The 23,133-nt window shown below is 35.2% G+C and carries 35 protein-coding genes; 8 read left to right on the top strand and 27 right to left on the bottom strand.

Annotation, left to right across the window (positions count from 1 at the left end; genetic code table 11):
• Positions 1-4: 4 nt before the first annotated feature.
• The gene (locus BFM98_RS10815) at positions 5-208 is read right to left on the bottom strand and encodes an Acb2/Tad1 domain-containing protein (RefSeq protein WP_066037345.1); all 204 of its coding nucleotides are present in this window, start codon (positions 206-208) and stop codon (positions 5-7) included.
• 534 nt (positions 209-742) lie between these two features.
• Here BFM98_RS10815 and BFM98_RS10810 point away from each other — a divergent pair.
• The gene (locus tag BFM98_RS10810; protein WP_066037344.1) at positions 743-1,564 is read left to right on the top strand and encodes a hypothetical protein; all 822 of its coding nucleotides are present in this window, start codon (positions 743-745) and stop codon (positions 1,562-1,564) included.
• Positions 1,565-1,577: 13 nt separating this feature from the next.
• On the opposite strand, the gene BFM98_RS10805 is transcribed toward BFM98_RS10810, so the two are convergent.
• From BFM98_RS10805 to BFM98_RS10740, 18 genes are all read right to left on the bottom strand, one after another.
• Entirely contained in the window at positions 1,578-2,012 is a 435-nt protein-coding gene (locus tag BFM98_RS10805) for a helix-turn-helix domain-containing protein (protein ID WP_066037343.1), read from the bottom strand.
• Between the two features lie 606 nt (positions 2,013-2,618).
• A complete protein-coding gene (locus BFM98_RS10800; RefSeq protein ID WP_233731958.1) occupies positions 2,619-3,431 on the bottom strand; it encodes a DNA adenine methylase in 813 nt (270 codons plus the stop codon).
• Positions 3,432-3,478: 47 nt separating this feature from the next.
• Complete coding sequence (locus BFM98_RS10795; protein WP_066037342.1) at positions 3,479-4,012, bottom strand: hypothetical protein; 534 nt, start codon at positions 4,010-4,012, stop codon at positions 3,479-3,481.
• Positions 4,013-4,014: 2 nt separating this feature from the next.
• On the bottom strand, positions 4,015-4,560 hold the full coding sequence (locus BFM98_RS10790; RefSeq protein WP_066037341.1) for a Holliday junction resolvase RecU: 546 nt from the start codon (positions 4,558-4,560) through the stop codon (positions 4,015-4,017).
• 1 nt (position 4,561) lies between these two features.
• Entirely contained in the window at positions 4,562-4,738 is a 177-nt protein-coding gene (locus tag BFM98_RS24275) for a DUF6011 domain-containing protein (protein WP_233731975.1), read from the bottom strand.
• A gap of 12 nt (positions 4,739-4,750) precedes the next feature.
• Positions 4,751-5,335 (bottom strand): single-stranded DNA-binding protein, encoded by a 585-nt coding sequence (ssb, locus tag BFM98_RS10785; RefSeq protein WP_066037340.1) that lies wholly within the window; start codon positions 5,333-5,335, stop codon positions 4,751-4,753.
• Positions 5,332-5,631, bottom strand: a complete 300-nt coding sequence (locus BFM98_RS10780; protein WP_199768256.1) for a DUF6877 family protein — start codon at positions 5,629-5,631, stop codon at positions 5,332-5,334. The genes ssb and BFM98_RS10780 overlap by 4 nt, the downstream gene beginning before the upstream one ends.
• Positions 5,618-6,739 carry a hypothetical protein gene (locus tag BFM98_RS10775; RefSeq protein ID WP_066037339.1) on the bottom strand — a complete coding sequence of 374 codons (1,122 nt, stop codon included), beginning with the start codon at positions 6,737-6,739 and terminating at the stop codon, positions 5,618-5,620. Before BFM98_RS10775 ends, BFM98_RS10780 begins: the two co-directional genes overlap by 14 nt.
• A gap of 14 nt (positions 6,740-6,753) precedes the next feature.
• On the bottom strand, positions 6,754-6,933 hold the full coding sequence (locus BFM98_RS23430; RefSeq protein WP_083225355.1) for a hypothetical protein: 180 nt from the start codon (positions 6,931-6,933) through the stop codon (positions 6,754-6,756).
• The gene (locus BFM98_RS10770; RefSeq protein WP_066037338.1) at positions 6,930-7,649 is read right to left on the bottom strand and encodes an ERF family protein; all 720 of its coding nucleotides are present in this window, start codon (positions 7,647-7,649) and stop codon (positions 6,930-6,932) included. Before BFM98_RS10770 ends, BFM98_RS23430 begins: the two co-directional genes overlap by 4 nt.
• A gap of 103 nt (positions 7,650-7,752) precedes the next feature.
• Entirely contained in the window at positions 7,753-7,911 is a 159-nt protein-coding gene (locus tag BFM98_RS23950; RefSeq protein ID WP_158651953.1) for a hypothetical protein, read from the bottom strand.
• 193 nt (positions 7,912-8,104) lie between these two features.
• The gene (locus tag BFM98_RS24420; RefSeq protein ID WP_255409617.1) at positions 8,105-8,239 is read right to left on the bottom strand and encodes a hypothetical protein; all 135 of its coding nucleotides are present in this window, start codon (positions 8,237-8,239) and stop codon (positions 8,105-8,107) included.
• 60 nt (positions 8,240-8,299) lie between these two features.
• Positions 8,300-8,575: a hypothetical protein gene (locus BFM98_RS10765; protein WP_066037337.1), complete on the bottom strand. Its 276-nt coding sequence runs from the start codon at positions 8,573-8,575 to the stop codon at positions 8,300-8,302.
• A complete protein-coding gene (locus tag BFM98_RS10760; RefSeq protein ID WP_066037336.1) occupies positions 8,563-8,841 on the bottom strand; it encodes a helix-turn-helix domain-containing protein in 279 nt (92 codons plus the stop codon). The genes BFM98_RS10765 and BFM98_RS10760 overlap by 13 nt, the downstream gene beginning before the upstream one ends.
• 135 nt (positions 8,842-8,976) lie before the next feature.
• The gene (locus tag BFM98_RS10755; protein WP_066037335.1) at positions 8,977-9,276 is read right to left on the bottom strand and encodes a hypothetical protein; all 300 of its coding nucleotides are present in this window, start codon (positions 9,274-9,276) and stop codon (positions 8,977-8,979) included.
• 2 nt (positions 9,277-9,278) lie between these two features.
• A complete protein-coding gene (locus BFM98_RS10750) occupies positions 9,279-10,001 on the bottom strand; it encodes a Rha family transcriptional regulator (protein WP_066037334.1) in 723 nt (240 codons plus the stop codon).
• A 187-nt stretch (positions 10,002-10,188) separates the two neighbouring features.
• On the bottom strand, positions 10,189-10,455 hold the full coding sequence (locus BFM98_RS10745; protein ID WP_066037333.1) for a helix-turn-helix transcriptional regulator: 267 nt from the start codon (positions 10,453-10,455) through the stop codon (positions 10,189-10,191).
• A gap of 112 nt (positions 10,456-10,567) precedes the next feature.
• Positions 10,568-10,813, bottom strand: a complete 246-nt coding sequence (locus BFM98_RS10740; RefSeq protein WP_217492437.1) for a helix-turn-helix transcriptional regulator — start codon at positions 10,811-10,813, stop codon at positions 10,568-10,570.
• A gap of 157 nt (positions 10,814-10,970) precedes the next feature.
• On the opposite strand from BFM98_RS10740, the gene BFM98_RS10735 reads away from it, so the two are divergent.
• The 7 genes from BFM98_RS10735 (at position 10,971) to BFM98_RS10705 (ending at position 16,449) form a co-directional block, all read left to right on the top strand.
• Positions 10,971-11,339 (top strand): helix-turn-helix domain-containing protein, encoded by a 369-nt coding sequence (locus tag BFM98_RS10735; protein WP_066037331.1) that lies wholly within the window; start codon positions 10,971-10,973, stop codon positions 11,337-11,339.
• 261 nt (positions 11,340-11,600) lie between these two features.
• Positions 11,601-12,116 (top strand): tellurite resistance TerB family protein, encoded by a 516-nt coding sequence (locus BFM98_RS10730; protein ID WP_066037330.1) that lies wholly within the window; start codon positions 11,601-11,603, stop codon positions 12,114-12,116.
• Positions 12,117-12,197: 81 nt separating this feature from the next.
• Entirely contained in the window at positions 12,198-13,469 is a 1,272-nt protein-coding gene (locus BFM98_RS10725; RefSeq protein ID WP_066037329.1) for a hypothetical protein, read from the top strand.
• A complete protein-coding gene (locus BFM98_RS10720) occupies positions 13,438-13,809 on the top strand; it encodes a hypothetical protein (protein ID WP_217492436.1) in 372 nt (123 codons plus the stop codon). The genes BFM98_RS10725 and BFM98_RS10720 overlap by 32 nt, the downstream gene beginning before the upstream one ends.
• Entirely contained in the window at positions 13,802-14,560 is a 759-nt protein-coding gene (locus BFM98_RS10715) for a hypothetical protein (protein WP_066037327.1), read from the top strand. Before BFM98_RS10720 ends, BFM98_RS10715 begins: the two co-directional genes overlap by 8 nt.
• A gap of 82 nt (positions 14,561-14,642) precedes the next feature.
• The gene (locus BFM98_RS10710; RefSeq protein WP_083225353.1) at positions 14,643-15,143 is read left to right on the top strand and encodes an ImmA/IrrE family metallo-endopeptidase; all 501 of its coding nucleotides are present in this window, start codon (positions 14,643-14,645) and stop codon (positions 15,141-15,143) included.
• A gap of 127 nt (positions 15,144-15,270) precedes the next feature.
• The gene (locus BFM98_RS10705; RefSeq protein ID WP_066037326.1) at positions 15,271-16,449 is read left to right on the top strand and encodes a tyrosine-type recombinase/integrase; all 1,179 of its coding nucleotides are present in this window, start codon (positions 15,271-15,273) and stop codon (positions 16,447-16,449) included.
• Between the two features lie 632 nt (positions 16,450-17,081).
• Here BFM98_RS10705 and BFM98_RS23945 read toward each other — a convergent pair.
• From BFM98_RS23945 to BFM98_RS10665, 8 genes are all read right to left on the bottom strand, one after another.
• Complete coding sequence (locus BFM98_RS23945; RefSeq protein WP_175400745.1) at positions 17,082-17,258, bottom strand: hypothetical protein; 177 nt, start codon at positions 17,256-17,258, stop codon at positions 17,082-17,084.
• Positions 17,259-17,908: 650 nt separating this feature from the next.
• Positions 17,909-19,012: a phage portal protein gene (locus BFM98_RS10690; RefSeq protein ID WP_254660025.1), complete on the bottom strand. Its 1,104-nt coding sequence runs from the start codon at positions 19,010-19,012 to the stop codon at positions 17,909-17,911.
• A 9-nt stretch (positions 19,013-19,021) separates the two neighbouring features.
• Positions 19,022-20,338: a PBSX family phage terminase large subunit gene (locus tag BFM98_RS10685; RefSeq protein ID WP_066037324.1), complete on the bottom strand. Its 1,317-nt coding sequence runs from the start codon at positions 20,336-20,338 to the stop codon at positions 19,022-19,024.
• The gene (locus BFM98_RS24550; RefSeq protein ID WP_313869744.1) at positions 20,338-20,460 is read right to left on the bottom strand and encodes a hypothetical protein; all 123 of its coding nucleotides are present in this window, start codon (positions 20,458-20,460) and stop codon (positions 20,338-20,340) included. Before BFM98_RS24550 ends, BFM98_RS10685 begins: the two co-directional genes overlap by 1 nt.
• Positions 20,461-20,508: 48 nt before the next feature.
• Entirely contained in the window at positions 20,509-20,775 is a 267-nt protein-coding gene (locus BFM98_RS24545; RefSeq protein ID WP_368664808.1) for a terminase small subunit, read from the bottom strand.
• Between the two features lie 68 nt (positions 20,776-20,843).
• Positions 20,844-21,668 carry a hypothetical protein gene (locus BFM98_RS10675; RefSeq protein WP_066037323.1) on the bottom strand — a complete coding sequence of 275 codons (825 nt, stop codon included), beginning with the start codon at positions 21,666-21,668 and terminating at the stop codon, positions 20,844-20,846.
• A 216-nt stretch (positions 21,669-21,884) separates the two neighbouring features.
• Positions 21,885-22,334, bottom strand: a complete 450-nt coding sequence (locus BFM98_RS10670; protein ID WP_066037322.1) for a hypothetical protein — start codon at positions 22,332-22,334, stop codon at positions 21,885-21,887.
• 259 nt (positions 22,335-22,593) lie between these two features.
• Positions 22,594-22,830: a hypothetical protein gene (locus tag BFM98_RS10665; RefSeq protein WP_066037321.1), complete on the bottom strand. Its 237-nt coding sequence runs from the start codon at positions 22,828-22,830 to the stop codon at positions 22,594-22,596.
• Positions 22,831-23,133 lie beyond the last annotated feature (303 nt).

Here is a 23,133-nt window from a genome sequence, read left to right as displayed (position 1 = left end):
GCTCTTAATTACGTGCAATTGAAGCGTTAGCCCACATTACAGCAGTTTCGAGGTTAGTCATAGCAACTGATTTCTCACGGCTGTTTGGACATTCTTCATCGATTAGGTAAGCAAGCTCTTTCGCCTTTTCGCGAATAGCCTCATACTTTGCTGGTTGTCCCTCTTTTGGTGCATGATACATAAAGTTGTTTTCAATTTGTGGTTTCATTTGTTTTCTCCTTCCGAATGCATAAGAAAAAGCTTCCATCATAAGATGAAAGCTTTGATATTGTGGTAATCCTATTTTCGAGTGCTCTTTTCTGACTCGTGGTAGAGCGACACCACGTTATTTTGTAACGAATTGTGTTCTAATTTTATAGTCATTTCCGTGCACTTGTTGATGTAGTAAGTTTGACTGAAATTATGGAAAGTGGACGAAGTTCACATATAAACCACTCCTTCAGTTTATTTGCCTGTTCCCTATATCTCTTAAAAAATATGGGCCGGCCATGTATGTCTTGCTCCGAACAAGTTTGCTCAGCGCGGGTCGGTCGTCGGTCTTTCTTTCCCTAATAATTAGTAATTTATAAATACCAAGAGAGGAAAACATTACCGCACCGACCTACCTCCGAGTTTACATCATATTTTTTCTATCACAAAACATGCTACATGTTTTACATTTGTTCTTTTTGTTACATCAAATGGTAATTATAACTTTTCATGAAAATTAAACCGGTATATAGTAAATAATAGGAGGTAAAATATGATAAATAAGATAATGAAAAATATACTCTTAATATTTCTTTTATTAATAACTATTTCAGTCTGGGTATATATTATCCATACCATAGACATAGCAACATCTCTTTTTTATTTGGTTATTATACTTTCATTGTTACTAGCACAATACATAATGTCTAAAAAAAGAATTGTTACTAAGAAACAATTTGTTATGTTAGTTTGTCAAATAGGTCTCGCTGGTATTTTTGTACCAGCTTTATCTCTTATTTTTGTGTGGATTATAACGAAAATTTGGGTAAATTTTATTGGTTTAATATTAGCAATGATTATATCTTTTATTGCTTCGATAATTTTACTCTTTGTTTTTACTTCACCTATGAAAAAGTCATTTCTAGATAGTGATTTAGATCAAAATGCGATAACTAATTTGAGTGCAATTACAAACTTTTTAACATTTCTTGTTACAATGTTGTTATTATTTTATACTACATTTAGTGCTAACGAGAGTAATAATTATACGGAATATTTAGAAAAGAGAATTCAAAATATTGAATCTCATTTAATACAACCAAATGAAGAAGCATTTAAACCCGTTGAGGATAATAAAAATATCAATGTTGATAACTCTGCATATTATTATATGTTTATTGCAATGATAATTTATGTTTTAGCAAGTTATTATACTTTAATACCAATGATGAACAGAAAGAAGAAAATTACTCGTAACCCTTCTCAAGAAATAAGTGTTCCCGTGAATATCAATGAAAAAGTAGAGATAGCCATTTTGTTAGATATGAAATATAAACATCTTAAATACTATGATAAAGATAAACAAAAAAATTAAAGTAGCCATATGGCTACTTTAACATTTTAATTAATATCGTATTTCTAATTCTAAAAATTGTTGTACTTGATAAATTCATGTGTTTACCAATAGCACGCATACTATCCCCATCAAGCAATCTGTGAAGTACTTCAACCTCTCTGTCACCAGTTACAAGAGGAATACGGTTTTGCACCTCTGCAATCTTTTGCTCATATTCCTTAATTCGATAATTTAGAGAATATACACGACGTTGTACTTCTGTATACACTGGATCACTTGTACCTCCACTAGCCTTTGGTAATGTCGCTTCTATGCCATACATAGCTGTTTTCGCCCCAATGTAGCTATTGTTATCAACTTTCGCTACTGGCTGCCTTGCTTCCTCGATCGTTTCAACCATCCATCGATAATTCTCAATCCACTGAAGTAAATTCTCTTTTGTAACTGTTGTTTGCCCTGTTAACATAGGTTTGCCCTCCTAAGTTGTGATATAATACCGTTATCAGACAAGCCATTATAGGGCATAAACCAATTCGAGCTGTAGCGTGTGACGACGCTGCGGCTTTTTCATTTTTAGAAGAGTTAATAATGGAAAAGCATTAAACATTTGCTATATAATGTATCTAGATATACTTTAAGAGACCAGGAGCAGAGCTAGTAGCCTTACTTGTGTTGTTAGTAACATTACAGTTGCTTTTATTAGCAAAAATGAAAAGGACGGTGGTTGATATGAAAAATAACTTTTGGTATGAGTGTTTGGTACTTGTTGTTGGACATTTAGCCGCAATGTGCGGCTCAGCTGTAGTAACGGTTGCTCTGGCCCCTTAAGGTATATCGTTTAATTCTCATATTGTTCATTCATTTCGGTCTGATATTTTTAGTTCTAAATTAAATTCATGTCGTTTATTACACTTAATGCAATTATCAATACCTATGAATTTTTCTGTTTGTTCTGATGTAAAAACCAACAATTCTTTAGCTTCAAATTTATTTGCATTTCCACAACTGCATAGCCAATATACATTCATTTTTATCACCTTCCCCTTAACAATTTCCTCATATTGTGCAGTAACTAAATTACTTCAAAAATGTTCAACTGCTTACTCCGTTCGGTAAAAGCTGGATTCAACCATAGAACTTCTTGCTTTGAAGTAGCTGCTTCAGTTGTGGCCATCTTCGTTAATTTACTCCAACCTTGTAACAGATCATTATATAAGTCACTATCATAACCACTTAAAAGAACGAATCCTTGATGTTTATTTAAAGTTAGTAGTAATTTTTCATGCTCTGAATCTTTCATTTCGTGAGCATAATGACGTTTAGTACGGGTTTCTAGTAAATACGGTGGATCAGCATAAATTAAGCAATCATCACGGTTGTAACGTTCAATTAATGTAGCTGCATCCTGGTTCTCAATTTGTACCCTTTTAAGTCTGTTCGTTGCCTCTAAAATTGTGTTAGGAAGCCCTATCCAATCAGGTAAAGCATTAACTGTAACTGTATCTATATTGTGCCGCCAACCTGTTCTGTCGGATGTTTTACCGCCTCTCGCCATCCAACAGCGCACCAGGAATACTCGAGCACGTTCAAGTTCTGATAAATCACTTTCTAACGAATCAAATGCCTGATAATACTCTTGGCGTGAGTATGGTGTAAGCTCAATTGCCCTTGCTAATGCGTCAGGTTGTTCACGGATAACCTTGAACAGATTGACGATGTTACCATCTAAATCATTCACTGTTTCAATACGTGCAGCTGGTTTATTAAATAAGACAGCACCACTACCGAAGAATGGTTCAAGATATACTTCATGCTCAGGCATTTGGCTAACTATCCATCTGGCCATATTCCATTTCGAGCCTACATAATTTAAGATTCGCTTCAAAAACTCACCTCCTGTTACTGAACATTTTCTTTCTTGTGTTCGTTATCTCAAAACAAGCTCAACTGCTCATATTTTTGCTTTTTGACAGGCGCATTCATTATTGCAGGCATATCGTCCACCATTTCTACCGTTTCTTGCACCTTTTCCAGCTTTTCGTTCACTGTAGCCGCTTCTAATACACTAGCTATGTCTGTTGCTGATTCTTCAAAAAGCACAATACGCTCAAAACATTCCGTACGTTTATATGCGCCAATTGGAGGACCATCTGGACGATGCTTAAAAAGCACACTGTAGTATCCATCTGCTCTTGGCTCCGTAATGATGTATTCCTCATCGATCAGATAAAAATGTGAGGGTGGCTTCACTACACGTGCCAAATATTTATTAAGTACTTTAGCTGGCGCATCAACAACAGCATCCACTAGCTCAAAGTGATTCTCTTGGTAGGCCCCAAAGTGAGACCCAGGTCTAGGGAAGCGGCTAGCACAATATGCATGACCGCCATGTGGGAAAAGATAGTAAAGTTCACCTTTTGTGAGATTAGTAGAACCACCCGTATCAATACATTTTCCCTGAAACATACTCACCACCTACTTTCGATAAATGGTAGCAAGTAGTGCAATGTATAGCCGTCCATCGATACAGCTTCGCTTGCATGTTCTTCAAATGTTTCAATCGGAATAGATTTGCGCCCACCATTTTTAGCTGTATGCCACGCTGCTTGAAGCGGTGGAAATGGTAAACGATAGTATTTATCTAACTCGCTGAAATACACAAGCAAAAATGTGATAGCGCCTTTTTCGTACCAGGAGCGGAGTAGTTCGTACTGATGATCATGTAAGTTTTGGAGCGGAAAACTTTTTCCCTTCGTTTCCTTTGCATCAAATACGACTGCTCGTCCATTGCAGACACCTGCGTAGTCCACCCATACAGGCTTTTCCTTCCGTCCCTCTATTTGAGAGCCCTTATCCTTTGTAATTTGCACAGGGGTTGGAATTTTACGAATATCTGCTAAACCTGCATTACGATATTTTGTATTAGCCATGTCAATGATACGTTCTAAAAATTTACCTCGATTGGCATGTGTTGTTGATTTTGCACGTTGTTTAATTGTCTGAGTATGAAACATTCTACGCCCTCATTTCTTCATGATTTTCTGCCTCTAGCAAGTCATAAATGGTGAGCTGGTTCTTCAAAAACTCTTGCTCAAGATCATCCAAGTGCCGCTTCCAGCAAGTAACCCCATACTGTCTTACAATTGATTCCCCATTTTTTAAGGGTCTGTTGCATCTTTTACAACGACTCATACTATCAGCCTCCTAAAATGGCAAATCATCGTCAGACACTTCTATCGGTCCCCGACTATTCGCAAATGGGTCCTCATCTACTCTTGTATAGCCAGGTTGATTCATAGGCAGCTGATTTTGCTGATAAGCACCTTGCCCTGGCATAGGACCAGCGAATTGTTGCTGTGATTGCCCGCCGGCATAGTTTGGCTGGTTGTTGCCGTAAGCTTGTCCGCCATATTGAGGTTGTTGCTGTTGTGATGAATATGAATTAGGCTGCTGTTGACCACTAGCTTGACTACGTGACTCTAAAAATTGGATACTGTCCGCTACAACCGTTGTGGTATACACTCTTTGTCCATTCTGATCCTCGTAACTATGTGTTTGAATACGTCCCTCTAAACCAATCAGTGCCCCTTTGCGCTGATAGTTTGCTAGATTTTCAGCTGCTTTACGCCATGCTTGGCAGTTAATAAAATCTGCATCACGCTCACCATTTTGATTGGCAAATGTACGGTTAATGGCTACTGTGAAGCGGCAAGATGCAATCCCGTTCGGTGTGTAACGTAACTCAGGATCTTTTGTAAGACGTCCAACTAATACAACACGATTAATCATTTGTTTGAATCCTCCCTTTTTTTGGCGATACCAGCATGCACATTGTTTTCTAAATATCTAAGTTGTTGCATTGCATAATGGGGGCAGTTGCTGTCACTTAACCGCTTCTGTACGTCTTGTAGGACTGGAAGCGGGAACTGATAATCACTGACAAGCTGGTTAATACGCTTCGCTACTTCATCATGTGTCACTGCCCGTACCAGTGCTTGGTCAGTGCCATTAGTAAAAGTACCTTTAGCCTGAGCAACCTTGGCGAAATGGTCACGCATTTTCATATGTTCTTCATGTCTGCTCAAATTTTTCTTCCACCTTCCCTAGCGTTGCTAAGATTTTTTGTCGTTCTGCTTCAAAGTAAGCTTTCTGTTCTTCCGACGGCTCCGCCTCTACATCCGTAATAAGTATTGATGATTCGATGATTTCTCCATTTTGTGGTTTTTTAAGTTGCCGCTCTTTAAACCATTGTGGAACAATCTCTCTCCGCACCCGTTGATATTGCGGAGGAATACTTCCGTTAGCTTTCTCCCTTTCCCCTTTGATTTGAAGGATTAATGTGGTTGCTTTTTCACGTAGTTTTTTGGTTGAAAGAATATTTGATTGCCAGAAGCTGTTGTTTTGTGACCAGTCAATTAAGTATTCAATTTGTTGAGCTGTCCGTTGATCTCGTTCCATCATGAGACGAATATGATCAGCCCAGCTATTCAAATTTGGCTTTTTAAAATTGGCATCGTTAGCAAGAATTCTTTCATAAAGCCTATTTGCTAATTGATATTCAACAGAAGATTCGTCGTAAACTCGTTTGCGACTAGTATTCTTTTTAGTAATCTCTGTATTTGTAATCTCTGTAGTAATCTCTGTATACGTATTACCCTCAGGGGCAATAGGTGTTTCCCGTTTGGGTAATACCCTATTGCCCATATCGGTAACACCCTCTTTCCCATTTGGGCAATACCCTCTTTCCTTTTTGGGTAACACCCTATTACCTAAAAAGGTAATACCCTCTAAAAGTCCTATGTTTAAATCGATAAATAATACATTGGATAAATTTGTTCCATTTGATGTGATTGTCCGAAAATCACGAGAAATTAAACCAAGTTGCTCCAAACGATCCATGGCTTCTCTGACTTGTTTTTTGCTAAAGCCAAATTGTTCAACAAAGCTATCATAAGAACGTTGTAGCGCATCCGCTTTAAACTTCTTTTTTATGCCCAGTAAACGCCCTGATGCCTCTTCTTTCACATGTGTAGGGCGATACCAATAAACAATTTCACTGAGCAATGTGATAGCAATTAAATCAGGCTTACCTGTGCTTAATCGGATGCTTTCATACCAAGTATGTGGGATGACATTCCCTTCTAAATGCATCTGTCCAATTGCATCCACTGTTGTATTTCCTGTTGTAAACATTTGGTTTGCCCTCCTTATAAAAATCCATCTGTTCGCTTACAAATGGCAAAACTGCCTTTGATTTCGATCAACTTGTAATCAGGGTAGCTCTGCCATATGTACCGGCGTACAAGGCGATATACTTCCTTTTCATCGTCTGCCGCCTGTTCAAAAATCCAATGTGGTAACAACACTCTGTGCGGTACAGAATTCATTGAGGCACTTGCATCTTGATAGCGCGTAAATATTGAATTAAGCTATCTGCTTCTTTCATTGTTAATAAATCTGAATTCTTATCAGGGATTTTGCATCTCTGCATAGCACCGTTATAAACTGTGTTAGGATCGGAACCATATGCTGTGGCAACTTCACTCAACAATTTTGCTATTTCATTGAACTGTTCCTGAGTCCTTAAACCTGTGTGATTTGGTTGATTTTTTTGCTGCTGTGGCTGACCAATGTTACTTGGCTGTTTTGGAGGAGCCTGATTCATATATTGATAATCGTTTCCGCTCGCTCCATTTGCATCATCATCCTTCTCGGTAGCCAGCCCTAACATAGCCGACAAGCTATAGCGCTTCATATAAGTAATCTGACCACCGAAATCTTGCATGCTGTTGGCTGCTGGAAATTTGAGTGGATAAGATTTCACATACTCTCCTGATTCATGCAGGAATATGGTTTCTACACAAGCCATGGTTAAATTGCCTTCAACGGTTGTATAGCTGTTCTGAATGATGGATAAATGATTTTGAACAAATATAGGTCTGACAGCATCTAAAATGCCATTGAGATCCGTGTATTCAAACGTATATGAACCACCATTTTTGGTGCGAACATTTACTTTTGCATTATGTTTTGGTGTTTGAATAGTAGCCCATGCTTTAGCTAATGCTGCCGAAATATTGACATTACTCTCGGAAAAAAGCATATTCTTCCTCCTAGCTAGTTGATTTTTTGAAGTCTTGGGCGTAAAATACAAAGTAACTATTATTTCGAATAATTTTTTAGACCACTGCCGCAAACAGTGGTTTTTACTTTGTATAGGCCTGTGAATAAATCGTGGAACGTTCTGCAAATTTCAACGTCACAACTTCTCCATCTTTAGCGATTCCTTCAAGCCCTGTGTTCTTTACTTGTAAAAATCGAAATTCTTTCTGATCTGATAAACGCTTGAAGAAAACAATACGCATTTCAATCACCTACTTTCTGATGGAATCCCATCAAGCAGCCTATAACTGCAAAGCAATCCGTCAAGGGGAGGAACGGGTTATAGACTGCTTGACGAGAGCGAGTATCGTACTCGCAATCATCTAGTTTTGTGATATAATTATTGAGACTAATTTAGTTCTGCTGTTTAATCGCGCCAACGATTAAGCAGCTTTTTTATTGCCAGCAAGCAATAATGATTGGTACGCCAATAGCAACCATGACAATTCCGCATTTCACACAGAACTCCTTATGTTCTTGATCCCGGCCGTCATCTGGCATATACAAATAATTCACTAGCCATTTCACCATGCTGACCACCACTTCCCTACTGACACTAAGCGTTCTTGCAATGACAAATTACTCCATTTATTAACTTTTAATATTTTCATTAGCAAGTTTCTTCACCACCTTTAGGGAAATACCTCGCCTACTAAAATCTTGAATTAACCCACCAAAATTTTTGTTATCTTGTAGCTGGACTTCTAAACGTCTGATAGCATGTTCTGCCTTTTTAATCCGCCAAGCACATTCAGCTGCTAAGTTGTATGTACCGTGCTGTCTATGAAATGCCATGGCTCCTTGTAAATCCTCAATGCATGCTTTCTTTGCGGCTATCTCTAACTCCAATTTCTTTACATGATCCAATTGAAAATTCCTCCTCCTATAAACATTGGTACTGTCTGTAAAAACTGCACTGCTGCATCTGCGCTAAATAATGCTGCTACTACTGTGTCTTGAGAATTTGTAATTGCGGCAGTTCTGGCTAAAAAATTAACTTCGCAAGCGATGATATTTTGCTCGATACGACTGATAGTTGATTGCGTAGTATGCATAAGTTCCGCAAAGGCTTCCTGTGATAATTTTGCTTTCTTGCGGCACTTTCTGATTAACTCTCCAACATCTACATGCAATGAAATCACCTCCTTATGCAGAAAGTGCATATTATGCTTACCACGCATGGTTTCTCTATTAAGTTATCTTTATAGTTGAGATATGAGATTGTTTGCCCCGATCTCTTATACATACCTGTCCGGGTAGTTGTATTTTTAATTATTGTTGAGAATTTCATCAATTATTTTTGCTGTTGGCTCTGCTAACCAAACTCGCTTATATCTTGAACCTATTTGTCTTTGGTGCTCCCTAATTCGAGGATCGCAAAGAATATATTTTTCTAATGACGCTTTACTAAATCTAGTTTCTCGAACTAGATCATCGATATCCCAATAAAGTGTTCGTTGCCTAACGGTTGCTTGTACTATTTGGTCGTATCTTTCTAACAATTCCTTTTTAGAAACGCCAGCGTTCTCCAGAACTAATTGAGTAATGTCCGTATCATTTTTAATCACAGTTACTTGGCACCACCTTCAACAAGTTTTAACGCTTGTTGGTTGTATGCGTTAATCTCCATTCTCAGCGTAGTAGATGGCTGCCACATGGAGATAAATTTGATACTTTCAGCAAAACGTGTTTTAGGAATTTCTCCATAACGTGGGACTTCAAAGTGATTTTTGAAATCTCTCCAAAAAGCAGAAAATACTTGACGGCTTATTTTTTTATGGGCATTCGATTCTTTGCCGCCTAACGCAGCTATCACAACTTCTCGGCCACGCTTACTTATCTGTGCTTCTTGATTGCCATCAATACGCATTGTGACAACAAGGTTTTGTACAGTTTCTTTAACTTCAACAACTTCCATTTGGATGCTCTGCAATTGCTTCCGCGTATTTAACGCTGATTCAAGCGCTAATGTGATAGGATCTTGTGATAGTTGCTTTTCAATATGTTGCTCCATTTCATTGAAGCGTTCGATGTATTTAACCGCGAATTGTGTGCCCTTTTTGCCAGTCATGCGAGTGCCATATAATTCGCACCCCTTCTTAGTTAACAAGAAGCAAGGTTGCTGCTTATTTTGACTATTTGTATAAGTAGATTCGATGAAATAGGACTGGGGTAAATTCCCCTCTCCTAATTGAGCAATAATGCGCCTCACATCTTTCAAGACTTCGTTATGGTCACGTCCGACCATTTCTGCAACTTCTGTACTCGGGATATTCCTTGATAATTGATTCATTTTGAGACCTCCTTCTCTAATACTATTTATTATAGAAATTGGCGTTTTTACATTTTTGGAATTAACTTGCTTATTATCCTGATGTATTCTGATGTATTTAACTTCATTTACGAGTTTGACCTATCCAACGAAGTGTATTTAACTTTAAAATTGGAAAAAAGGAGACAACCTCAAGTCAAGAACTTTTTTATAAGTCTGGGAACAATTCAAAAAATGGTGTTTCTAGAACCTGTTCTAGTTGCATTGAAAGCTCTATATTTGGATTAGCTCGTCCAACCTCTAAATGACTAATCAGAGCAGTTGAACAACCAATTAATTTTCCGAGTTGTCCCTGTGAAAGACCCTTGGCCTTTCGTTCAGCAATCATTCGTTTGCGTTTAGAACCTTTAAGATTTCGAAATTGCTGTGAAGGAAACTGCTCTTTGCGTTTCTTTTTACGCTTTGATTTAGTCATGCTCACACCCCCTTTCGTTGTTGGATTAGCGTTGCTACCGCTTCGTGAGCTATTAGGATGGATAAAATCATATCTATAATGGAGTTTTAAAGTGAACAAAGATATTAGATAACTAAAAACAACATTTTGTTGTTTTTGTATCTAAAAAAATTTCTGTTGTTCTTACATCAAATAATTCAGATATTGAGAGAGCTACTTTTAACGAAGGCGTCCTCACTCCCTGTTCAATCATGCCATAGTAACTTTCAGAAATAACTATGCCATAATCTTTTTTTAATTTTTCAACAACATCTTTTTGCACCCAGTTTTTATCTTTTCTAAGAGTTATTAAAACGTATCGACGAATTGGTGTAGCCAAGAAATCACCTCCCAACATTTTGTTGTTTTTATACTACCCAACAAAAAGTTGTTTGTCAACAAAAAATCAGATTTTTTGTTGTTTCATATAGACTATAGGCAACAAACCCAACAAATAGTTGTATAATATTATTACTTTCAGTAAAAGAGGTGTAACTATGCCTAGTGTTCCACAAAGATTAAAGGCACTTAGAAAAGAAGCTAAATTGACACAAGCTGATGTTGCCAAATATCTAAATATTTCAGAAAGTGCATATGGATACTACGAACAAGGAAGAAATGAAATTTCCATTAGTGGTATAAAGCAACTTGCAGAAAAATACAACGTGAGTGTTGATTATCTACTTGGAAGTACTGATAATCCTGCTCCCCTTTCTCAACAAGAAAAAGACGAAGTTGAGTTCCAGGCTTTTGCCAACAACCCTACCCTGCAAAAATGGTACAAAGAGTTGCCGAAGTCGAAGGAAGAAGATTTGGAGAAGTTGCGTAAGATGTGGGAGATTTTGAAGGATAATGGGGAATTGTAATCGTTATTTGGAGAGAATCAAATAAACGATTTTTAATTAAGACTAAAAGTAACATAATGATATCTTAAAAAAGGACATGCATAAACATGTCCTTTTTTAATACCATTATTGGAAATATTATTTATTTATGATATATTTTTTGTAGTGATTATAGGTATATTTACGCAAGAACTATTAACCACTAAACTGGAATTAAATATAACTTTGCTTTAACTTAGTCTGGTTTTTCATTATTTAATATATTAATAGGAGGTTTTATTAATGGGTTTATTTGATATTTTCAAGGGAGATAAAACTGGAACTGAGCAAGGGATGCATCCACATTTCGCATTTGTAACATCTCTACTTTACATGATGGGTGCTGATGGAGAATATGACCATGAAGAAATTGGCCAGCTGTTATCTGTTATCGGCGGACAGAAAAAAGGCGATAAAATCTATGTTGGTGGGAACAACGATGATTTAATGTCAAAAGCAATAAAATATGTTAACAAGAACTCTGTAGAACGATTCTTACGTGAAGCTGCACCAGTTCTTACTGATGCTCAAAAAATGTGTATTTTAGTTAATTTAATTGACTCCTCTCTTTCAGATGGTGAAGCTGAAATCGAAGAACAACAATTATTTAAAAAGTTTTTAAATGCTTTTGGTATTTCTGAAGAACGCTTTAAGCCATTTTTTGAAGTTATCGTATTAAAAAATGATCGTTCTGTATTTTTAGATACGAACCATCAAAAAAATAAAAATGGCTATAAAGTAGAGCTTTCGAAATACTAAATTTTAGCCTCTTAATTGAGGCTATTTTATATTGAGTTCAATATCCAATATTTATAAGTATTTTATCTTAGGGGGATTTATATGTTATACAACCAGCTTACTCAATCTCAAATTGATAATTTATGGCACTTACTTGAATATTCTCAACTCCATCAATTGAATAACTTAAGAAAATCATTTCCAGAAATTATAAAAAAGAGAGATTTAGAACTTTATAGAAATAATGTTTTAGAATTCATAATGTTAAATGAAATTGAGATCGAAGATTTATTTGATTGGTTAAACACATTAAAGCAAGACAGTAACAATACAATTGTTCATATGGAGTTTTCTACTATAGAAAGTAAGAAGAAAATAAATTTTGCCGAACTTTCGAGGAAATTCAACAATACTTCATTAAAAATTCTTGATATTTCACGGAATGAAATTGAAAAACCTATTTTTTCACTAGTCAATAATATTAAAAATGAAATTGAATTAACTTTAGTAGTACCTGCTCGAAAACTAAAAGAGGAAAAACAAAATTTCCCAATAAATAACAATCGGAAAACTTTAATTCAGCAACCTGCCTTATATTTTATTTATATTTGGTTCGATTTTAGTCAAAAAAGCATTACTTTTTCGCTTCCTTCTACCAAAGAATATTTTTCTATTTGGGATGTGACTACTAAAAAAAATTTACCTGATATTTTAACTCGAAAAACTATTGATTTTTTAGAGGATATTATAGGTGATATTGAGTTAACTTCTCCAAATTGGGTAAATAAAGCGTTAAGAGATATCACAAACGAATATTATTACCATAATAATTCAGAAATCGAACTCGAATTGGAGAATATAAGTAAAAATAAAAAGATGTTTGAATCTTCTAATGAAAATGATGTGATAGAGGAATATTTCTCTACTTTATCGCCTATATTTAATAATGAAGTTACATTACAACGCATTAAAAATGCTATAGATAAGGTTATTGAAAAAGAACTCACTGCTCATTTTGGCCTAAACCCTTGTCGTCATCCATTTGAAGTATTTTTACAAGAAGTAAATAAAGGAGATACTACGTTTAAATCAAGAAATGGTAGTACAAATCATGATATGAAAAACTTACCTTCTCTTAGTACAAGAGATACTATTTTAAGTATTTTAGACTCTAGCTCCTTAAAAGTACTCGGGTTAAAATATTATTCGGACACTAATGAAACTGTACCTTACAAATTTATTTGCAAAGATAATTGGTTTATTTTAGAGCAAACAAATGAAACTGGTACAACAAAGGAGTTGGTAAAAAATGTACTTACAGAATTCAAAGCTTACAAAGGAAGTGAACCAATTTCTAACACAAGAACAAAATAGTCAACTTGAATATATAATTGAATCACTCTATCCTGAATCTATACTTTCTATTGAAGATATAGCATATAAACTTGAAGCTACTGAGGACGATGTTGAAAGTGTCCTTATTAAATTATCTGAGTATCAAATTATTGATCCTTTGTTTATACTCAGATGTGATAATGAGGAGTTTGATCACGTCCATACTTTTAGTTTTAATTCATTTATGGAATTAAGTAACTTTGTAAATAAAAATAATGCTATTTGTCCTGATTGTAATTCTAACTTTTTTGATAGTAATGTTGAAGTTTACTTTAAAATACCAAAAGTAAAATTGAAGAAGGTGAAGGACAATGGCTAGAGGAATTAGCTTTAATAAATATAAAAATAGTTTATCAAGTGATGCGTACTGGAAACCTATAACTTCAGAAAAAGATAAAAAAGAATTTAAAATATTATTAGAATCTGTTGAATCATCTAGAAAAACTGGTACTAAAGATCAAAAAGGAAAAGCTTTGGAATTACTAATGACATATATCTTCAATAGATTTGTTTATGCTGAAGTAAAAGATGATTTAAGGACTAAGGATAACCAACTAGATCATGAAATCTTTTTTTACGAATTTGAAGCACCTGACTTTATAAAAAGAATCGTAGGATGCCATTTGATAAATGAATGTAAAAATCATAAAAAATCAGTTTCTTCTCAAGAGGTAACAATTTTAAATAGTAATCTAGAGATTAGAAACTGCAAATTTGGAATAGTTTCTTCTTATAAGTCATTTTCCAAAGGAAGAAATAGTGTTTGGGAGAATGCTGAAGGGAAAAGAAGAAAATTTGCATTATTATCAAACTTTAATAGATTAATCATTGGATTTAATTATATTGATTTTGAGAAAATTTTAAATGGCGGAAATTTTTATACTATGATGCAACAAAAATACAGAAATATAATTGATGAAATACATGATGATGAGATATTTGATAATTCTCAACCGTATAATGCAAGATTAATAGCAAATTTAAATCATCTGAAAAGTATTGGGATTATTCCAGAAGATGAATGTAATACATATATTGATGTAGTAAACAAAAAATATGGAGCATTATAAACCTTACTTCCCAAAAGTAGGGTTTTATTATACAATAAAACAGAACACATGTTCTGTTAGTCGTTTTTAGGGGTTGATTTACATGCACTATACACATCTTGAAGATTATGTCCAACAGTTCTACACTCGCCTGGGCATTACAGACCCTACCCTGCTGCATGTTGAAGAAGTGGCTTTTAGAATGGGATTGAAAGTTTTTTATTGGCCAGATAAGAGTCAGGCCTTATTTATTAATGGACAGCATTATATTTTTCTTAATGAAAATCAATCGCCACAACAAAAATGGCAAGACTTTTGCCATGAGCTATCACATGTCCTATTACACACAGGTGATCAATTTCATATGTATCCCCTATTTCGTGAGTACCAGGAATTCAAGGCCAACAATTTTATGTACCACGCTTGTATTCCTACTTTTATGTTGGAGTCATTGTCAATACATAATCATACAGAACAAACGATTATGAAGGTAATGCAAATCTTTAACGTTGAATACGATTTTGCTTTCAGGAGATTAACACAATATAACAATAAGCAGATTATGCAGAGGTTGCATAATCTGACTTTTATAAATATGAGATGATGAGTGATAAGGACAGGTCATAAGAGCATGTTAACCGCTTTAGCTACCACTGTGAAAGGAGTGATGTAAATAGTTGTCCTATACGCTAATATGCCTGTCCGGGTTAGTTAGATAGGAAGTGGATAAAATGGCTAGATATCAATTAAACACTACAAAAAAAGAGGATATTTATTGGTACATTGATGCCGATAAGAAAAAGAAATATGCTTACCGTTACAAATATTACGATCATAACGGTAAGCGTAGAGAGAAATCAAAATATAGATTTGATACTATCCTTGCCGCTGAAAGAGCTCTCATTGCTATTAAAAGTACCATTTTAAATGGTGGAGAAAAGATTGCTTTAAATGATAATATGACGGTTTCACAATGGGTAGAAATTTATTTTGATCGCAAAAAATCAAAATGGAAAGGAACTACCCCTAAAACTTATCGTAATATCATTGATTCTTATATTCACCCATTCATTGGTCATCATAAACTTTCACGTCTAACAAAAAGTATTTATCAATCACAATTTATTGATAGATTAATACCTATCGCTGCACCAAAAAGTATTGTAACATACCATAATTTTTTTATAGGTTGTATAAATGCTGCTGTAGAAGATGAAATAATAGATAAAAATCGAATTGCAAAGGCTGATTTACCACGTGCGGAGAAGCAAAATACTGACGAAGTAGAAGGAAATTATTTAACATCTACAGAGTTAGCATATTTATTGCGCTGCGTAAAAGAATCTTGTGATATTACTAGATATACTTTAATATCCCTTCTTGCGGCTACAGGAATGCGGCGGGGCGAAGCTGGGGCTTTACGTTGGTCAGAAATTGATTTTAAAAATAAATTAATAAATATAAGTCGCACTAGAGACGTTCATGGAGAGCGGTCAGCAAAAACACTAAATAGTATCAGGACAATTGATATGACTGATAATTTAGCAGAACAGCTGGAACAATACCGTAAATGGTGTATTGAAAGGAAGCTAGCCTACGGTATACAACATGCAGTGGATGATTTAGTTTTCATTAGTAAAACATGTCATCCACTGAATCAAAATGCTGCGGCATTAACTTTGTTACGTATGCATGAGTTACATGGGGCAAAATTTATTTCCCCACATGGATTACGACATACCTTTGCTACAATTTCAATTGCATCTGGTACACCGCCTACAACGATTGCCAAAATTCTTGGTATGACTACATCTACCCTCTTGAAAACATATGCACATTCCTTCGCTGAAAGAGAAAAACAAGCGATGCAAGTAATGAGTCAATTCCTTCATTTTGATAAATCTCTCTAAAACTATTAAAAGTGGGGTACGAATTGAGGTACGGTTTACACCGAACCTCCCCCACCCCTTTGATATCAAGGGGTTTCAATACATAGTGTTGATAAGCATAACTTATGACCTTGGTTTCTATCTTGATGTTTTTAATTTTTTGATGTGCATAATATCAAGGTTTTGTATTAATGTGGGTTTCTATACCTGTCTAACGAAGCCTATCTAAGTGTATTTAACTGGGGCACTTTTTGGGGCACTTGCTGGGGCACCTGTAACTTTTTTTAAAATGGTGCCCCAGTTCGTAAAAATGTAGATAAAGAAGGTTTGGACAGGTACTATTTTATAAGGAAAGAACGATATAAATTCCCTTAAAGTTAATATTATTTCTTTGCCACAGTCTGTGTCATTTTTTTGATTAAACAAATTTCTACTATATAAATACATTTTTATTATGGTACCTTCTAGTGGTTCATCTCATTTGTAGATGCTAAAGAATTTTGTTTGCTTTCTCTCACTGCTTCAGTTATGATTTTGAAATTTCTTCTAAATCAAATTCATCACGATCCATGTGTCTGGGCTCTTTCTTTGTTGGTGTTTTTATTATAGGCTATCATATTTGACAGCCTTTAAAACCTTTAATTTTCATCTCTTTAGATCATTCTGATTACGTTGTAACCCTGTGCTCTTAAAAGGTTTAGAGCAACATCGTCTGTTAGTGCTTCATGTTCACCGTGTGTTAAATGTAAGCTTGATAAACCTATAATTGGTACATTGTCAGGCTTGCGTTTGAATAAAAATTTTACTGGTACTATTATATCGTAATTCATAATCCACACCCCTTTTTACAGATATTTCTACATATAAGTTTAAATACCCTTCCATTGAAGAGAATATTAACTTTTATTTCTATATACAAAACATCCTGATTTTCCTAAAATGGGAAATAGCAGATATGAGCAGAGAGGAAAATGTAATTGATAAATTGCCCTAATTGTTTAGCCAATAATTCATTTGAAGAAGTAAATAAAGATGGTTACTGTTTATATGTATGTGAATATTGCAATTCTGTAATTGAAAAAACACCAATTCCGAAGGAGAAAATTGTTGATGAGGCTTTGCCCTCACAAAAGATTTTTACAACTACACTCGAACAACCTCCAGAGTATAATCAAAAAAATATAGATACCTTTAATTTAATATTTATTGGTGTATTTATTTTTTGTTTTTTACTACTTTTATACTTCTTAATAGTATAATGTTAAACAAAAAGACCAGCTCGGCTAAATTTTAGCTTTGCTGGTTTTAGCGAATTTACAGAAACGAGCATTATTTACTACGCTGCTCAATAATAATCTTCAAACCTTCAAAATCCCCACCTGTCATAGTACCCGCATCGAATTTATCAAGCCAAGTCTTATCAATCTTGCCTTTATCTACAGCTTGTTTAATGTAATCACAAACTGCTGCTTTAGTTGTCTCATTTGAGAATTGCTAAATCACTGTAGCGGAATTTAAGTGCTACCCCAGATGCATTGCCCAGATTTTCATGTAATGTATCAACTCCACGGTCAAGCTCATAAATAGCTTTACGTCGTTCAAGTTCTTTTTCGTTAGCTTCAGTTTGAATCTCAGCCGATAATTTACCAACATCACCATTTTCATCCGTTTTGACTGCACGATAGACATTAAGATCGTGAAGAAACTCTTTTAAATCGACTACACCATAGTTAATGAGTTTATAGATAAAATTAGGAATATCAGCAAGTACATCTGCATTTGTAGAAGCTTGTGTATTGTAATTGTCAACGAGTGATTTAATCAGTTCAATTAGAGGCTGCTCTTCCTCGTTATACCTGAAATGAATAAGGGGTATCTTTTCCCACAGAACCGGTTGATCACCTAATAAAAAGTGATATCCTTGTTTTCCTCCCGCTGGGACATCAGAGATGAGTGTTGAACCTTCAAATACGTAGTGATCTATCCCATCACTGTGATAATGCTCTACCTTTTTCAACGTCCTTTTGGTCGTACCATCGTAATGATTGGTTTCATAAACCCGTAAAAACGCCTCAATTTTCATATTTTCAGAGTCAGCATAAAACGGTATGATCTGCTCGGATGGAAAACGCATAAAACTAAGCTCACCAACTTCATTAAAGTACGGATGCAGGTAAGCTACACCTTTGTTAACGGCCTCTTTTCCTACTTTACGTAAGCGGTTAATCATGCCAGCATCAAATATGTCATCTAACTTTTTCTGATAACCTTCATTTTCACTAGTTACTGAAGGTTGCTTCGAAAGAACATAGCCAATCTTTTGATCAACAAGTTTCTTCACGTAGCCATGTATCAGCTTTAAGTTGGACTTCCACTCTGCATCCCGCTTCTTTTCTTCAATGTCCATCTGATTTTTGTAATACCTATCGCCCGTTAACATGAGCTTCCGTTTTGGAGAATCCTCCCACTCCTTTATCTCATTAAGAAGTACTTGTTCATTTTTAATAACACTTTCAACCATTCGTTTTATCACCTCCTCCATCTGTTCATGCCAACGTGGTCTAAATAAATCCTCAATTAGCATTTAATCACCTCACTTTAAAACTGACATGGATGGTCGCTTCATATCTCGTTCAAATGCATAGCGAGTACCATCAATAGTATGATTATCCTTATCCTCTAAACGAGGAAGCGGATTGCCTTCTTTGTCTGTTTGATAATCAATATTTTCAAACTCTCTCGCAATATTTGGTGTACGGGACGGGGCAATGCAAATGAAATCTAAATCATCAAGCCATTCCTCACCATACTGAACACTATCAGGCCCGTTTTTAGCAGCTTTTATTCGCTTAATATCATGATCATTTTTCAACTCTGAGATTGATTTCGGTTCAGCACTATCAGCAAATATTTCATCTGATTGGTACCCTTTTTGTTTCAATTGTTTTGCCAATTCACGGTTACTAATTTTCACACCATAAATTTCGTCGATTGCATAGATACCGTTTTTCTTCTTATCATAATGCCAGCGGACAAACGCTAATGGATCCGTAGCATATCCAAAGTCCACGCCATTACGTATATTGTCAAACGATGCAACCATTTCATGAGTAATTGAACCTTTTTCAATTTGTAAGTTATCAAACGGCACAACACCCCTGCCTATTGCTTCACCAAGGTATTCCCAACGGTATTTTAAGGGCTTATTTTTCTTAACATTTTCTGCTTCTTCTATAAATTTTTTCGATAGGAATGGATTACCTAAATAAGTTGAATGATGTACGTAAGTATTGGCATCAATCATAGAGCTCTCGTACTTCTTATTCACCCACGATTGCTTACGTTTTGGTGGATTGTAAGAATAATAAAAAGAGTAGTCAAAAGGGTATGCTTGCTGTCTGTCAGCCTGCGAAAATATCTTCCCTTCTAACTCCTCACGTAGGATTGAGTTTTCAATTGTCGTTACTTCATCTTCTGACTTAAACTCAGCTAATTCCTCAAACCATACGATGGCTAACGGAAAATCCGCATCTTTGATAGATTTAATCTTCTCTGGATCATCAGCACCAGCAAAGTAAATCTTGTTTCCTCTGCCTAAGTAAGTAATCTCAAGCTTAGAATCGACGAAACGGAATTGATCACGTACTCCCATTACGTTTGCGGCAGCCTTAAAGTTGGCGTACACCGATTTTAAAATGGTGTTTTGCACTTTCCTGATACCATGTGCTGACACTGGATACTCCATGATGTCTAACAGGATACGCATCGGAATGTGAAATGACTTACCAGAACCACGGCACCCCTTTAGTACAAGTACATATCTAAGATGTTCCTTTGCTCTGAAGGCACGCCAAAATGGTTTGAATTGCTCTGTAATGATACTAGCTAAGCTGATACGTTGCTCTGACATTACACATCATCTACAATGACCACTTTAGTTTTACCGTCCGTTTCCACCTTATCAACCCACATACGATAACGCTTGCCCAGTAATTCAGCAGCCTTAATACGCTCGGCAGTAGTTGGAGGCATATCTTCATCAATGGTTTGCGCACCTTCACCGATGCCACGTAAGGTTGCTTAAGTTGTCTCACCCCTTGCAATTGCAGTCAGTAGCTCTAATATTTCTTGTTGATCCGCCACCCTCTTGGAATTTAACTCCTTCATACGATTGTCTATATAGGTTTTTATGCTAGCATTTGTTAGCAATCTACTTCCATTCGCCCTCGCTGTTGCTTCCTTCTTCACGTTCGGATATGCCTTTAAATATGCTTCTGTGACATTTCCTAACTCGATATAATAATCAGCAAATACTTGTTGTTTTACTGTTAATTTATGTTCAATCAATGGCATCACCCCATTATGCTAATCGCTAATTTTATTCAACAGAAAAAACCCTGTGTAGACAGAGTTTTTTACTGTTTTCTTATTAAAAATTCATTAAACAATGTGTCAATGTTACTTCTACATTTTCTAATTAATATATTTGAACTGTTTTTTCGTTCCTCACTATCTTGTTCTATCAAAGCGTTTATTTTATCCAACTCACTTAAATCGTCAGTTGTTGTTTCGATTGCCTCAAAGAGAGTATCTAATGATTTGGTAATTCCCTTTCTAAAGACATCAATTTCCAGTTCTAAATTTGGAAAATACATACTTTCTGTTTTTAATTGAGCTGAAAGTGTAATTATTTGTCCTCTTATCTTTGTTTCCTCGTCAAGTGCATTAATTCTATTTGTTGAATATCGTTGGTATGAATCCCTTATTTTATCAATTTTTCCAATAATATTAGAACCATCGATGAGTTTATTTCTTTCCAAAACTTTTTTATTATCTTTCAAAGTTTTCATATTTTTTGAGTAGCCAACATATTTCCTCAGCAAATTAAAGCGTGTATTATTTAATTCGTATAATTCCGTTATAATAGCCACAATTAGTTCATTCTTATTCAGTAAAAAGGTTGTGTGTATTCTTTCTCTTTCGGTTTGATCATTTAATTTAGCTGCATCCTTGGTAGCTACTTTGTTCGCTTCTATTATAAAATATGTTGTAGCAACTACCCCCATTGTCCCAATTGTTCCTCCAAGATAACTACCCCAAAAACCTAGCCATCCGTCTACATTTCCTTTTGAAAATTTAAAAAGAGGAACATACATAAATGCTGATACAAGAAGTGGTATTACTAGTACAAACCCTAGAATAGTTAAAGGATATTTTTTAAAAAAGTTAATTAATTTCATTCTTTCCCTCCCACTTCATCATAGAACAAAAGGTATGTACAAAACCTTAATAACTTTTTGCTCTCAAAACCACACCAAACTCCGCCTATCAACTCGTAGTGTTTTGCAGTTTTTAAAGTAAAAGCTCCTTGCAGATTCGATCCTGTAACCGTACCGGATTCTCTTTCTTTGAGCTATAGAAGCATAATAAAAAGCACCTCCGAAGAGATGCTTAAACTATTTTTCAAATTTTATGTTCGTTACCATAGAATGAAAATATACTGCTGTTGGATATGTTGAAAAAGCGCGAATCATTAGCAAAGTAAAATAAATGGCTAATACAAAGGTTACCATAAATGAATAAAAAACAGTGCCAGTGAACTTATCTAGTAATGTATAAAGTGAAATAATAAATCCAAAAACAGCTATTAGTACAGGGAAATATTTTGAAGGGTCGTTAGATTCTTTAAAATCGGCACTCCTCCCTATAACTAGCGCTTGTTGAGTCGAATCCAAAGTTTCTAAAAACTCTATATTTTTGTTTATTCTTTCAATGCCGAAAGGGGATTTCTTTATGTATAAATGTTCATCAATGAATTTCTTCAATTCCTGATCTTTCCCTCTTGTCGCTTCGATTAAATCGCTAATGAAAACACTCTGATCCGAACTATTCGTTTGTTCAGTCATTCAAATCACTCTCCCTCTTTAAGTCATTATTCCACCTGATAATAGAAATTACGTCCTAACCACTAAACTAGACAAGTATTCTCTATATTTTCAAAACTCCTACCTCCTTAGCCCAATACTAATCCAGAAGATAAAATATATGTAACAACTTTTTGCTCTCAAAGGCAAATACCGCTACCCAGCAGTTAAAGGAGAAACTGCTCGATACTCACTTTTCAGGGCAAAAATAGCCTCATCTAATTAAAGATGTAGCTAGTTTTTAAATATCTCTTTCTTCAATAAGATCCCCATAAAAGTAAACTTTACCGTCATCATCTACTCTAGTAGTTTTATTATTGATAGTTTTTCCTCTTACAGTTACATATTCAGCTTGTAACATAAGATTTAAAGTGACAAAATCTACTTTTATTTCATATTCAACACGTGTTCCGTAAGTATTGATAATTGTTACTGAAATGAAGTCCTCATTTTCGGATTTCACATATAAATTGTCCATCATTTTCACCTCCCACCCAAATATAACCTATAAAATGAAATATATGTAATACTTTTTTGCTCTTAAATCCACATCAAACTCCGCCCTCTAGGCTATTTGATGCAGTTTTCAAAGCAAAATAAAAAACCTTCATCCTAAAATGAAAGCTTAAATAGTGTGGTAATCCTATTGTCGAGTGCTCACTTTTGACATTCTGGCAGAGCGTACCACGTTATTTCGTAATTGTATGTTAGATTTAAAGTGCATTTTCGTGCACTTTAAATCTATAGTAAGTTTGACGAAGTTCACATATAAACCATTCCT

The organism is Lysinibacillus sp. AR18-8, from assembly GCF_001705465.1.
In the GTDB taxonomy this organism is placed as follows: Bacteria; Bacillota; Bacilli; order Bacillales_A; family Planococcaceae; genus Lysinibacillus; species Lysinibacillus capsici.
The sequence above is the reverse complement of the archived record's forward strand: the minus strand, read 5'-3'. Positions and strand labels throughout refer to the sequence as shown.